An 11,959-nucleotide genomic window follows, 5' to 3' on the forward strand; every position below is an offset into this window, starting at 1 on the left:
CACGTTGAGATTATTCAAAAACACGATCAATGGTCACCTTGGTAGCCTCTCGCGCGTTAAGCGGGCCCACCTCGACCCGGTCTACGTCGCCCCATAAATCCCCTGCCTGGGGTGTTGCTTGGCCACTTGACGAGATACGCACCATCAGACGAACTTCGCTGACTTGCGATATCTGTGCATCTGCGGTCATAGCCGCGCGGTCGTCGAGCACGACGGTCATCGGTAGTTCAGATGCCAACCCCTGAACCACCGCCAGTGGTGGCTGTTCGCCCTCAATATCGCGGGCCAGGATAAAGACTTTATCATCACCGTCAACCTGACGCGCCAGCTCAGGATCAAGCGACACGCTGACCCGAACCCCGGGGCCGGTCGCCTCTGAGGTTTGATTATCGTCGCTATCGCCGAGACGCGCCTGCGCCGTTTTAATCCCTTCGCGAAGCGACGCGGCGATGTCAGGGTCTTCAACGTTGGCCACGGCACGCCGCCAGCGGTCAATAGCCGTGGGGTAATCACCCTGATCGAAGGCTTGGATGCCAAGTATGCCGAGTACGGTGGGCTGACGGGGATCAGCGTCACGCACTTCGTCCACTAGCGCTTGCACTTCGTCGGTGAGTTCGCGCTCGGCCATAAAGAAACGCAGTTGGGCAAGCTGAGCTAGCAGCGACGGCTGGCGTCCTTCAAGTTCGATCAAGCGCTCCAGCGCGGTGACAGCGTTATCCGTTTGGCCAGCCTCTCGATAAAGCGGGAATAAGGTGCTCCACAGGTTTGGGTTGGCAGGCTGGTGTGACATCTGCGCTTCCAGGCGCTCCACGTACATGTCCAGCGACCCTTGCGGATGCTCACGCACCTCCTGACCAATGGCCCACAGGATAATATCGTCCTCCGCGCCCTGCTGCTGATACCACACCAAGCTACCCCCCGCCAACACGAGCATCACTAGTGGAACGACCCAACGTCCCGAGGCATAAGACTTAAGCGGTCGCCGATGCAGGGCGGCCGTATCGTCCAGCAGGCTGCGCTCCAGTTCCAGGCGTTCTTCGGCAAACTGTTCTGCGTTTACTTTCCCGTCGGCGCGGGCATTCTCAAGCGCCGCCAGTCGACGCCGAAAGATGGCGACATTTTGCTCGGCGGCGGCGTCATGCTGTTCAAAGGTCAGTTGTTCATCGTGCCAGCGACGCGCCGTGCGCAGCGGCAGCACCAACAGCCACATCGCGGGCAACAATACACAGGCAAGCGCTATCCAAAGCAGCGTCACGATGACTCCTTACGCTCAATTAAGGCATTCAGACGCGCTTGCTCGTCAGCACTCAATGCCTTCGCTGAAGCATGGCGCCGAGTGCGGACGATCAATGCCACGACAACGACCGCAAGTATCAATAACCCCACCGGCAGCCCCCACAGCAAATAGGTGCGTCGCTCCAGGCGGGGGTTATAAAGAATGTAGTCGCCAAACCGCTGAACCATGTGATGGATGATTTCGGTGTCTGATTGCCCCTCGTTAAGCAACTGATACACCCGTTGGCGCATATCCACCGAGATGGGTGCGTCAGAATCATCAATCGCTTGGTTATCGCACAGCGGGCAGCGCATTGAGGCGGTTAAATCACGATAACGCTGCTCCGTCACCGGGTCGTCAAATTCGCGTATTTCTACGCCTGCCGACCAGGCGGGCAGCGCCAGGCAAAGCAGCGCCGCGAGACTTAACAAGCGAATCAGCGCCATTTCTCCACCTCCGGCAAAAGATGGTTATGGACATCCTCGGGCGACACATAGCCTTTATGGTGGTAGCGGATGATGCCCTGGGCATCTACCAAAAATGTCTCAGGCGCGCCAATTACCCCAAGCTCAAACCCTAAATCACCGTCGGGATCAAAAATATTGGCTGAAAATGGGTCACCAAATTCATCTAAGAATGCCTGCCCGTTCTCGCGGGTATCACGGTAGTTAATACCCACAATACGCAGTCCACGGTCGGCTAGATCAAGCAGTTGGGGCATTTCCTGGCGACAGGCGGCGCACCATTCTCCCCATACATTGACGAGCGTCAGTTCACCTTCCAGCAACGATTGATCGACCCGCTGTTGCTCATCTTCAAGCGTGGTGGCCTCAAAGGCGGGAAAATCGCGTGCCATCAGCGCCGAATCGCGACCTGTAGGGTCCTCTGACAAGCGCTCATAGAAAAACAACGCCAAGCCTAAAAATGCGACAGGTAAGATAAACAACAGCAAGCGCCGCTTCATGCCCGCCCCTCCTGCGCCAATCTGGCCGGGCGCGCGGGCCGGTAACGCTTATCCGCTACCGCCAGCACGCCGCCCAACGCCATTAGCAATCCTCCCAGCCACAGCCAGCGCACAAACGGTTTGTATTGGATACGCATCGCCCAACTGCCGTCATCCAATTGCTCGCCCATGGCCACGTAAAGATCACGGAAAAGGCCCGGGCGCAACGCCACCTGGGTCATGGGCATGCCGGTGGCCAGATACAGCCGCTTTTCAGGCCGCATCTCGAAACGCCGGCTGCTCTCACCGCGCTGAACCTCGATCACCGCGGTATCGGCCAAGTAATTGGGGCCGCGCCGATCGGTAAGATCGGTCATAGTAAAGTGATAACCTGCCACCTCGACGCTTGTATCCGGTGACATGCGCACGCTTTTCTCCACCGCATAATGGGACACGACAGTCGCGCCGACGATGGTGACCGCCACGCCCAAATGGCCGAGCACCATACCCCAGTAGGCTAGCGATAGGCTTTGCAGGCCTTTCCACAGTGACGAACGCTGCTTGCGCAATTTATCGAGCAAGTCACGGCCTAGTGACAGCATAATCCACAGCGAGGTGGACAAGCCCAGCGTGACCCATAGGTTCCATTCACCGCGATACAGCAGCGGTATCAATGCCCCAAGCACAAGTGCCGCGAGCCCGGCTAACCACAGTTTGCGCACCAGTTCACCAGGCGAGGTAGACTTCCAGCGCGCCATCGGCCCCAGGCCCATAAACAGGCAGAGGATCACCGTAAGCGGCACGAACAGAGCATTGAAATAAGGCGGCCCCACGCTGATTTTGCCCAGCCCCAGCGAATCCAGAATCAACGGATACAGCGTACCAAGCAGCACGGTCATCGTTGCGGTTACCAGCAGGCCGTTATTGATCAGCAGTAAGGCGTCGCGTGACAGCCAATTAAAGCCCACGGCATGGCTAACGCGGGGTGCGCGCAGGGCAAACACCACTAGCGAGAGCGTCACGGTGATCGCCAGCAGCACCAGGATAAACAGCCCCCGCGACGGGTCGTTGGCAAAGGCATGCACGGACGTCAGTACCCCGGAGCGGACTAAAAAGGTGCCCATCAGTGAAAGCGAAAAGGTGGCAATGGCCAGTAGTACCGTCCAGCTTTTGAAAGAGCCGCGTTTTTCGGTGACCGCCAGGGAATGTATCAGGGCGGTACCGGTCAGCCATGGCAACAGCGAGGCGTTTTCCACCGGGTCCCAAAACCACCAACCGCCCCAGCCCAACTCGTAATAGGCCCACCAGCTACCCAGCGCCACCCCAACCGTCAAAAACGCCCAGGCGGCATTCGTCCAAGGCCGTGCCCAGCGGGTCCAGGCGGCATCCAATCGCCCACCGAGCAAAGCGGCGATAGCAAAAGCGAACACCACGGAAAACCCCACATAGCCCATATACAGCATGGGTGGGTGGATGATCAGGCCGATGTCCTGCAACAAGGGGTTAAGGTCCGCGCCGTCCGCGGGGATATCGGGCAGATTCCGCTCGAAGGGGTTGGAGGTCAACAGTATGAACAACAGGAAGCCGGCGCTGATCAAGCCCAATATTCCGAGAACGCGCGCCAACATGTCGCGGGGCAAGCGCCGCGACCACAGACCGGCGACGCATCCCCACCCCGCAAGCATCAGGCTCCACAGCAGCACCGAACCTTCATGGTTACCCCATACGGCACTGAACTTGTAGTACCAGGGCAGCAGCGAATTAGCGTTGTTGGCGACATTCGCCACGCTGAAGTCATCCATCAGATAACTGGCCGTTAAGCAGCCGTAGGCGAGCAAAACAAACAAAAACTGGCCAGTGGCCATCGGCTGACCGTACGCCATCCACAGAGGGCGACGCGTCGCCGCCCCCGCCAATGGCAGCAGCGCCTGCACGACCGCCATTAGCAGTGCGATAATCAAGGCAAAATGACCAATTTCGGGCAGTATCCGGGTCAGCATAGATACTCCGGCTGAATGCTAAACCCAGCGGCGACGGGCTGAGGTGGTTTCACGAATCGTCCTCGCGCTGCTGATCCATCTCCGCGGCTTTGGCCTGAAAATCGGCGGGCGAGTAGCCAGCATCTTCCAGCGCTTTGGCAACCTCGGGCGGCATATAATTCTCGTCGTGACGGGCGAGTACGTCCTCGGCACGAAAACGACCATCGTCTTGCAACTCGCCCACTACCACGACGCCCTGCCCCTCGCGAAACAGGTCGGGCAGGATGCCCTGGTAATCAACGTGCAAGTCGTCCACATAGTCGGTGACAGTGAACGCGACGCTCAAGCTATCGTCATCGCGGGACACCGAGTCAACTTTCACCATGCCCCCCGCGCGTATTGAGCGCCCCATTGGGGCCTCGCCCTGGGCAATCTGCACGGGGCTAAAAAACAAATTAATGTTGGCGCGCAGGGCATATAGCGTCAACCCGATGACCAGTGCGGCCAGGCTGACCAAGGTGAGAATTACATAAAGCTTGCACTTACGCCTTGGGGTCATCGCAATAGCCTCTTTGCTGCGTGGTCGTTGAGCGTCGGCGCGCCTGCCGCTTAAGGTGTTTCAGCAATCGTTGGCGCTCAACGCGAGCGTAGAGCATCAACCCCAGCATAAACACGGCCGTCACTCCCCAGGCAGACCACACGTAAAGGCCATGCCCGCCCATGGATGCCCAGTCAGCCAGCGAGGCAAATACCATCAGTTAGCCCCCTCAAAAAGCGTCTGAACCCATCGGGTGTTGGCTTCGCGGCGCAATATTTCACTGCGTGTCCGGGTAAGCGTAAGAGCAATAAAGAAGCAGTAAAAGCCTAGCACCATGATCAGCAACGGTAGCCACATTTCAAGCGGCATTGAAGGCTTGGAAGTCAGCGTAAACGAAGCGGGCTGGTGCAGGGTGTACCACCAATCCACGGAATATTTGATGATAGGAATATTAATCACGCCGACCATCGTCAGCACCGATGCCGCCTGGGCCGCGCTATCCCGACGGGTAAAGGCGCCGCGCAGGCCGATCACCCCAATATACAGAAACAGCAGGATCAACATGGAGGTTAATCGGGCGTCCCACATCCACCATGTTCCCCAGGTCGGCACACCCCAGACGGCACCGGAGAATAACGCCACAAAGGTCATCACGGCGCCTAATGGCGCCATGGCAGCCGCCGCCATATCGGCGATCTTAATTTTCCAGACCATGTAGATAAGCCCTGCCACCGCCATGGCAACAAAGACCGACTGGGCTAAAAAAGCGGCCGGCACATGGACATAAATGATGCGGAAGCTGTTGCCCTGTTGGTAGTCAGCGGGGGCGAAAACAAGCCCCCATAGGGTGCCCGTCAGCAACAGTAACGCTGCCACACCCCAGCACCATGGCTGCAGCGCTGCACTACGGTAGTAAAACCATTTTGGCGAACCCAACTTATGTATCAAGCCCCACATATAGTGCCCATCCCTACCCGTTTATACTGATACGCAACGACGCGGCGATGGCCCAGGGAGCAAACATCAGCGCCGCGGCCAGTAACGCGCCAAGCATCGCCAAGTGGGGCAACACGGCGTCGCCCAAAATGGCGGCTTGAACCGCCCCCGTCCCAAAAATCAGCACCGGAATATACAGCGGCAATACCAGTAGCGAGAGTAGCACGCTACCTCGGGGCAAACCGACGGTTAACGCCGCGCCAATGCCCCCAATAAGGCTCAAGCTGGCACTCCCCAACGCTAACGACACCATCAACACCCCAATGCCATGCAATGGCAGCGCTAGCATGATGCCCAGTAGGGGCGACACGAGGGCCAAAGGCAAACCACTCAATAGCCAATGGGCAGCAACTTTGGCAACGCTTAACGCCGCCAACGGCTGAGGAGCAAGCATCATTTGCTCCAGGCTGCCGTCGTCGAAGTCGCTACGGAAAAGGCTATCCAACGACAGCAATGTGGCGAGCAGCGCCGTGACCCATAAAAGCCCAGGCGCCATGACGGCCAGCAGCTCCGCCTCGGGGGAAATACCTATTGGAAATAAGCTAACGGCCAAGGCATAGAATACCAACGGGTTCAGAACATCCCCCCGGCGTCGCCACATGCGGTTAAGGTCACGCATCAAAGTGGCGCTAAGCGCTATGCGGAGGTGATGCTTAGCGACTGGCTCGGTCAGTACCGCAACACGCTGCGTGGTTTCTAAAGGCGGCAATACAGGCTCCTTTACCCCAACGAAATATGACATAGCGGGTGGGCAATTTTAAGTACGTGGTGGGTCGTTATCACCACGGCTCCCCCAGCCTTAGCGTGCGCTACCAACTGCGCTTCCAGGGTCTCGACACCATCATGGTCAATGGCCGTAAACGGCTCATCCAGTACCCACAGGGCTCGCGGCGTGAGGCTTAACCGTGCCAGGGCCACACGACGCTGCTGGCCTGCTGATAAATGCCCGGCGGGGACATCTTCCATGCCATCCAGCCCCATCGCCGACAAGGCCGCTTCACGCTGCGCCTCGCTGCCGCGCTCACCATGCAACGCCTGGTACCAGGCTAAGTTTTCCAGCGGCGTTAGCGCCATGCTTACACCAAGCGAGTGACCAAGGTAAAGCAAGTTGGCGGCAAAGTGCTCGCGTACTTGTTTAAGCGGCTGACCCTGCCAGTGGAGTGACCCGGAAAACTCATTGAACTGCCCGGACAGCATTTTTAATAGCGTGGTTTTGCCACTGCCATTGGGGCCAGCCACATGCCATATGTCACCGTGTTTGACGTCAATATCCAGCCCTTGAAAAAGCCAGCGATCATCGCGCTCACAGCCTAGCTGACGGCCTTGCAAACACAGCGTCAAGCGTCACCCCACGTAAGTTTATTTTGGCTCGAACTCTACACCTAAAGCCATTCCATCGCTAGTCGACCGCGGCTGCATTACGCATGCGACCAAGGTCGTCAAACATCTCGACAATTATTTCTGGCACTGTATGCAAAAACAGGTTTATACTGACCAAACACTGTATGAAAAAACATGTATAACCTATAAACGTATTGTGTCTACCGATAGCTTGCCTAGGGATAGGGCGCTGATTTGGAGAAAGCCATGAACATGTCGATGAACGCCTCATTGCCGACGATTCGCCCAACGCCCCGCCCTTATACCATTCCGCCATCGACCGCGCGGATGACACGCCGCAACACCTACACATTAAAGGTGCGAGGCAACCGCATGTCAGACTGCAACCTGTTTGATGGCGATGTTATCGTCATTCGTCGCTATCAGCATGACAGCCAGGACGAAACCGTTATTGCTGAAATCAATCAGCAAACGCTTGCCCTCAAACAGCTATCCATCAGCCGAGCGGGTGTGCGCCTGTTGCTCGACGACGCGCAGCACCCCGAAGTGTTTTTGCATAATCGTGATATTCAGGTACTTGGCATGTTCATGGGAATTGAGCATCATCCCGTGACACACTAAACGCCGGGATATACATGCGCTATCGCGTCCCCCAACTACCTCCAGGCACTTGGCACATTAACGAGATTGAGATTGAAAAAAGCCGCTTTATCGCCTGGGTCGCCCACACCCCTGACCTTGACGCCGTCAATGCTCTGACAACGGCGGCCAAACAGGCCCACCCCAGCGCTAGTCACCACTGCCTGGCTTATATCGCGGCCGCCCCGGGCGAGCAGCAACGCATTGGCTTCTCCGATGACGGTGAGCCCGGCGGTACCGCGGGCCGCCCCATGTACCAAGCGCTTCAAGGTAGTCAACTGGGTGAAATCGGTAGTGTCGTCATTCGCTACTTTGGCGGTACCAAACTAGGCACGGGTGGACTGGCGCGCGCCTACTCCCAGGCAGTGAATCATGCCCTGGCCTCGCTTCCCACACAGGAAATCGTCGAGCGAAATCACTACCTGGTCCGTTTTGCCTTTGCCGACGAGTCGTTAGCCCGCGCGTGGTGTGACGAACAGGCCATCCCAGTGGTTAATGCCGACTATGATGGGAATGGTGTCGCGCTGACGATCGGCTGGCCCAGTGACCACGCACTTGATCTTAGCCCGCTGGAAAGCCGCCTCAAGCAGTCCCTTAGCGCGCAGACGATCTCACTATAAGCAAAAAAACGGCCGCCCCTCTTCAGGGGCGGCCGATTGCGTGGCTATCGAGGCGTTTTAGCCCAATTGTTGGTCAGCCCCAGCACTGGTTAACCTAAGTACTTGATCATCACACCCGCAGCCACCGCCGAGCCGATCACCCCGGCCACATTGGGACCCATGGCGTGCATCAGCAGGAAGTTATGCGGGTTGGACTCGAGCCCCACCTTGTTGGCCACGCGTGCCGCCATCGGCACCGCCGAGACCCCCGCCGCACCAATCAGCGGGTTGATCGGCATTTTACTCACCAGGTTCATTAGCTTGGCCATCAACACCCCGGCCGAGGTGCCGATCCCGAAGGCCACGATCCCCAGCGCCATGATGCCGAGCGTTTCAAGCGACAGGAAGCTTTCAGCCATGAGCTTGGAGCCCACGGCAAGGCCCAGCACGATCGTCACGGTATTTATCAGCGCGTTTTGCGCCGTGTCGCTTAGCCGCTCGACCACGCCACATTCGCGCATCAGGTTACCAAAGCAGAACATCCCCAACAGCGGCGCCGCATCGGGCAGAAACAGCGCCACCAGGATCAACAGCAGCAGCGGAAAGACGATCTTCTCGAGCTTCGACACCGGGCGCAGCTGCGTCATGGTGATTTCGCGCTCTTTCCTGGATGTCAGAAGGCGCATGATCGGCGGCTGGATCAACGGCACCAGCGCCATGTAGGCGTAAGCGGCCACGGCAATCGCACCCAGCAGTTCAGGCGCCAGCATGCTCGCAACGTAGATCGAGGTCGGGCCATCCGCGCCGCCGATAATACCGATGGCAGCGGCCTGGTTGAGCGAGAAGTCCATCCACCCCATCGACGACAGCAGCACGGCGCCGAACAGCGTGGCAAAAATGCCGAACTGCGCGGCGGCGCCCAGGAACAGCGTGCGCGGGTTGGCCAGCAGCGGGCCAAAGTCGGTCATCGCGCCGACGCCCATGAAGATGATCAGCGGGGCAATGCCGGAGGTAATAGCCACGGTGTAGAACACGTACAGCAGACCGTCGCCATAACCCGAGCCTTTGGCCACGGTTTCCGCTGTGGCAATCTGCTCCACCGAGGCCTCGTCAGCTATCATCTGCTGAATCGACGTGCGCCAGCTGTCGACGCTCGCCTGGCTATCCAGGCTGCCGCCAAGCGCCGAGGCCAACTGCTCCAACAGTGCGGGCCGGCCGACCTCGATCGCCTGATCAAGCGCCGATAGCGCCAACCCCGCCTCAGGAATGTTGGCGAGAATGCCGCCAAAGCCGATTGGCACCAACAACAGTGGCTCAAACTTCTTGTAGATGGCGAGGTAGAGCAGCAATAGTCCCACTGCAACCATCACGACTTGGCCAAGCTCAAGGTTATAAAGCCCGGAGCCTTCCCATAAGGTAATTAGTTTATCCATGCGGGAGTCCTTAGAGTTCGATCAGCGTATCGCCGACGGCAACGCTGTCGCCCTCACTGACGCTCACGGCCGAAACGGTCCCGGCACTGCTGGCGCGCACTTCGGTTTCCATTTTCATCGCTTCAAGGATAATCACCACGTCGCCCTCGGCCACGCTATCACCCGGGCGTACATTGACCTTGAAGATATTGCCGGCCAAGGGCGCGGTAATCGCCTCACCGCTCGGTGCCGGCGCTTCTTCTTTGGGCGCTGCACCCGCGGCGGTTTGCTCCTGCACGTCGCTGATGTCGCCGCCTTCGGACACTTCGACGACAAATGCTTTACCTTTGAGCTTGACGGTATAGGTTTCCGGGCCACTGCTTGCCACGGGCGCTTTGCTTTCCGCTTTGGCAGGCACCTTGGCGCTTTCCGCCTCGGCCGCCTGGGGCTCGGGCTCAAAGGCGTCAGGATTGTCACGGTTCTTAAGGAATTTAAGACCAATCTGCGGGAACAGCGCGTAGGTCAGCACGTCGTCCACTTGCTGCTCGCCGTCAGCCAGGCGGATGCCATCGGCTTTGGCATGGTCTTTCAGCTCACCGGCGAGCCTGTCCATTTCCGGCGATAGGTTGTCCGCCGGGCGGCAGGTGATCGGTTCGCCACCTTCCAGCACGCGCTGCTGCAACTCGCGGTTAAACGGTGCCGGCGCGGCGCCGTATTCGCCTTTGAGCAGCGCTTGGACTTCCTTGGAAATCGACTTGTAGCGCTCGCCCATCATGACGTTCATGACGGCTTGGGTACCGACAATCTGCGAGGTTGGCGTCACCAGCGGGATAAAGCCGAGGTCTTCGCGCACGCGGGGGATCTCGGTCAAGACGTCGTCCAGCTTATCGCCGGCGCCCTGCTCCTTGAGCTGGCCTTCCATGTTGGTCAGCATGCCACCGGGCACCTGGGCGATCAGAATGCGCGAGTCGATACCGCGCAGCGAGCCTTCAAACGCCGCGTATTTCTTGCGCACGCCGCGGAAGTAGCTGGCAATGTCTTCCAGCAGTTCAAGGTCCAACCCGGTATCGCGGTCGGTGTCCTTGAGCATCGCCACCACCGATTCAGTAGGGCTGTGGCCGTAGGTCATCGACATCGACGAAATCGCGGTGTCGACATTGTCGATGCCCGCTTCGACCGCTTTAAGAATCGTAGAGGTGGAAAGCCCGGTGGTGGCATGGCAATGCAGATGCACGGGAATCGACAGTTCTTTCTTGAGACGCGAGACCAGTTCAAACGCAGTGTAAGGCGTCAGCAGCCCCGCCATATCCTTGATAGCCAGCGAATCCGCGCCCATGGACGCAATGGTCTTGGCGAGATCGATCCAGCTATCCAGGGTATGTACCGGACTCACTGTGTAAGAAATGGTGCCTTGCGCATGGCCGCCCACTTGGCGCACCGCCTTGATGGCGCGCTCCAGGTTGCGCGGGTCGTTCATCGCATCAAACACACGAAATACATCGACACCGTTGGTTTTGGCACGCTCGACGAACTTGTCGACCACGTCGTCAGCATAATGCCGGTAACCCAGCAGGTTCTGGCCGCGCAGCAGCATCGCCTGAGGGGTATTGGGCATAGCTTCTTTGAGGGCGCGGATACGCTCCCAGGGATCTTCGCCCAGATAGCGAATGCAGGCGTCATACGTCGCACCGCCCCAGGTTTCCAAAGACCAGTAGCCGACTTGATCCAGCTTTTCGGCAATCGGCAGCATGTCCGCCAGCCGCAGCCGGGTAGCGAACAACGATTGATGGGCATCACGCAGGACGACATCGGTAATGCCTAGTGGGCGTTTGGTTTCTTTCATGGCTTGGCTCGTAGTCAAGGAATGTTTATTTGTAGTAAAAATAACAAAAAAATGTCCAGCTTGCGCGAATCCCCCCCGGCAAACAGGGAAGTTAACGACGTATTTTGGTACGATAACGGTGCACTGCAGCACTGATCACGGCGAGGGTTTCATCGTCTTTGGCAGTCGATTGCGACGGTCGCTTAGTATTACCATTAGATATAACCGGCGCAGGGGCAGGCTGGAAACGCCTGATGACGCCCGACATAAGCGTCAGCGAAAACACTAAAATACCAAGAAAAACAAATACAAACCCCATGCCCAGTGCCATCAGGCCAAGGCCTTCCTGTAATAGTTCCAGGTCCTGCATATGGCATCTCCTGTCTGGTAGCCAATAACACCATCAACGCCACT

The 11,959-nt window shown here is 58.1% G+C and carries 14 protein-coding genes; 2 read left to right on the plus strand and 12 right to left on the minus strand.

The features are described 5' to 3' along the window. Positions 1 to 10 precede the first annotated feature (10 nt). From ccmI to ccmA, 9 genes are read right to left on the minus strand one after another with little or no spacing between them, the layout of a single operon-like run. Positions 11 to 1,255 (minus strand): c-type cytochrome biogenesis protein CcmI, encoded by a 1,245-nt coding sequence (gene ccmI / locus GA0071314_RS14460; protein ID WP_074397300.1) that lies wholly within the window; start codon positions 1,253 to 1,255, stop codon positions 11 to 13. Next, positions 1,252 to 1,722: a cytochrome c-type biogenesis protein gene (locus GA0071314_RS14465; RefSeq protein ID WP_074397301.1), complete on the minus strand. Its 471-nt coding sequence runs from the start codon at positions 1,720 to 1,722 to the stop codon at positions 1,252 to 1,254. The genes ccmI and GA0071314_RS14465 overlap by 4 nt, the downstream gene beginning before the upstream one ends. Then, positions 1,713 to 2,240, minus strand: coding sequence for a DsbE family thiol:disulfide interchange protein (locus GA0071314_RS14470; protein ID WP_074397302.1), 528 nt, complete (start codon positions 2,238 to 2,240; stop codon positions 1,713 to 1,715). The genes GA0071314_RS14465 and GA0071314_RS14470 overlap by 10 nt, the downstream gene beginning before the upstream one ends. Further along, on the minus strand, positions 2,237 to 4,219 hold the full coding sequence (locus GA0071314_RS14475) for a heme lyase CcmF/NrfE family subunit (RefSeq protein WP_074397303.1): 1,983 nt from the start codon (positions 4,217 to 4,219) through the stop codon (positions 2,237 to 2,239). Before GA0071314_RS14475 ends, GA0071314_RS14470 begins: the two co-directional genes overlap by 4 nt. A gap of 49 nt (positions 4,220 to 4,268) precedes the next feature. Further along, a complete protein-coding gene (gene ccmE / locus GA0071314_RS14480) occupies positions 4,269 to 4,757 on the minus strand; it encodes a cytochrome c maturation protein CcmE (RefSeq protein ID WP_074397304.1) in 489 nt (162 codons plus the stop codon). Then, entirely contained in the window at positions 4,741 to 4,953 is a 213-nt protein-coding gene (gene ccmD / locus GA0071314_RS14485; RefSeq protein WP_074397305.1) for a heme exporter protein CcmD, read from the minus strand. The genes ccmE and ccmD overlap by 17 nt, the downstream gene beginning before the upstream one ends. Beyond that, entirely contained in the window at positions 4,953 to 5,693 is a 741-nt protein-coding gene (locus GA0071314_RS14490; protein WP_074397306.1) for a heme ABC transporter permease, read from the minus strand. Before GA0071314_RS14490 ends, ccmD begins: the two co-directional genes overlap by 1 nt. A 13-nt stretch (positions 5,694 to 5,706) precedes the next feature. Continuing rightward, positions 5,707 to 6,405, minus strand: coding sequence for a heme exporter protein CcmB (gene ccmB / locus GA0071314_RS14495; protein ID WP_074398545.1), 699 nt, complete (start codon positions 6,403 to 6,405; stop codon positions 5,707 to 5,709). A gap of 47 nt (positions 6,406 to 6,452) precedes the next feature. Then, positions 6,453 to 7,073: a cytochrome c biogenesis heme-transporting ATPase CcmA gene (ccmA, locus tag GA0071314_RS14500; RefSeq protein WP_074397307.1), complete on the minus strand. Its 621-nt coding sequence runs from the start codon at positions 7,071 to 7,073 to the stop codon at positions 6,453 to 6,455. A gap of 246 nt (positions 7,074 to 7,319) precedes the next feature. Between ccmA and GA0071314_RS14505 the strand changes: the two genes are divergently transcribed. Together GA0071314_RS14505 and GA0071314_RS14510 are read left to right on the plus strand one after the other, a co-directional pair. After that, positions 7,320 to 7,694 carry a LexA family protein gene (locus tag GA0071314_RS14505; RefSeq protein ID WP_074397308.1) on the plus strand — a complete coding sequence of 125 codons (375 nt, stop codon included), beginning with the start codon at positions 7,320 to 7,322 and terminating at the stop codon, positions 7,692 to 7,694. A gap of 14 nt (positions 7,695 to 7,708) precedes the next feature. Continuing rightward, positions 7,709 to 8,332 (plus strand): IMPACT family protein, encoded by a 624-nt coding sequence (locus GA0071314_RS14510; RefSeq protein WP_074397309.1) that lies wholly within the window; start codon positions 7,709 to 7,711, stop codon positions 8,330 to 8,332. A gap of 89 nt (positions 8,333 to 8,421) precedes the next feature. On the opposite strand, the gene GA0071314_RS14515 is transcribed toward GA0071314_RS14510, so the two are convergent. The 3 genes from GA0071314_RS14515 to GA0071314_RS14525 all read right to left on the minus strand — a co-directional run bounded on the left by GA0071314_RS14515 (position 8,422) and on the right by GA0071314_RS14525 (position 11,915). Beyond that, positions 8,422 to 9,744 (minus strand): sodium ion-translocating decarboxylase subunit beta, encoded by a 1,323-nt coding sequence (locus GA0071314_RS14515; protein ID WP_074397310.1) that lies wholly within the window; start codon positions 9,742 to 9,744, stop codon positions 8,422 to 8,424. Between the two features lie 10 nt (positions 9,745 to 9,754). Beyond that, positions 9,755 to 11,566: a sodium-extruding oxaloacetate decarboxylase subunit alpha gene (oadA, locus tag GA0071314_RS14520; protein ID WP_074397311.1), complete on the minus strand. Its 1,812-nt coding sequence runs from the start codon at positions 11,564 to 11,566 to the stop codon at positions 9,755 to 9,757. A gap of 91 nt (positions 11,567 to 11,657) precedes the next feature. Beyond that, positions 11,658 to 11,915, minus strand: a complete 258-nt coding sequence (locus GA0071314_RS14525; protein WP_074397312.1) for an OadG family protein — start codon at positions 11,913 to 11,915, stop codon at positions 11,658 to 11,660. Positions 11,916 to 11,959: the final 44 nt, after the last annotated feature.

The sequence above is a fragment of the Halomonas sp. HL-93 genome, assembly GCF_900086985.1.
Lineage (GTDB): Bacteria > Pseudomonadota > Gammaproteobacteria > Pseudomonadales > Halomonadaceae > Vreelandella.

Excerpts from the sequence above, each read along its gene's own strand:
- GA0071314_RS14515 (WP_074397310.1), bottom strand. The coding sequence starts at position 9,744 with ATGGATAAACTAATTACCTTATGGGAAGGCTCCGGGCTTTATAACCTT.
- GA0071314_RS14470 (WP_074397302.1), bottom strand. The coding sequence starts at position 2,240 with ATGAAGCGGCGCTTGCTGTTGTTTATCTTACCTGTCGCATTTTTAGGC.
- GA0071314_RS14465 (WP_074397301.1), bottom strand. The coding sequence starts at position 1,722 with ATGGCGCTGATTCGCTTGTTAAGTCTCGCGGCGCTGCTTTGCCTGGCG.
- GA0071314_RS14525 (WP_074397312.1), bottom strand. The coding sequence starts at position 11,915 with ATGCAGGACCTGGAACTATTACAGGAAGGCCTTGGCCTGATGGCACTG.
- GA0071314_RS14505 (WP_074397308.1), top strand. The coding sequence starts at position 7,320 with ATGAACATGTCGATGAACGCCTCATTGCCGACGATTCGCCCAACGCCC.
- GA0071314_RS14475 (WP_074397303.1), bottom strand. The coding sequence starts at position 4,219 with ATGCTGACCCGGATACTGCCCGAAATTGGTCATTTTGCCTTGATTATC.
- ccmE (WP_074397304.1), bottom strand. The coding sequence starts at position 4,757 with ATGACCCCAAGGCGTAAGTGCAAGCTTTATGTAATTCTCACCTTGGTC.
- GA0071314_RS14490 (WP_074397306.1), bottom strand. The coding sequence starts at position 5,693 with ATGTGGGGCTTGATACATAAGTTGGGTTCGCCAAAATGGTTTTACTAC.
- ccmD (WP_074397305.1), bottom strand. The coding sequence starts at position 4,953 with ATGGTATTTGCCTCGCTGGCTGACTGGGCATCCATGGGCGGGCATGGC.
- oadA (WP_074397311.1), bottom strand. The coding sequence starts at position 11,566 with ATGAAAGAAACCAAACGCCCACTAGGCATTACCGATGTCGTCCTGCGT.
- GA0071314_RS14510 (WP_074397309.1), top strand. The coding sequence starts at position 7,709 with ATGCGCTATCGCGTCCCCCAACTACCTCCAGGCACTTGGCACATTAAC.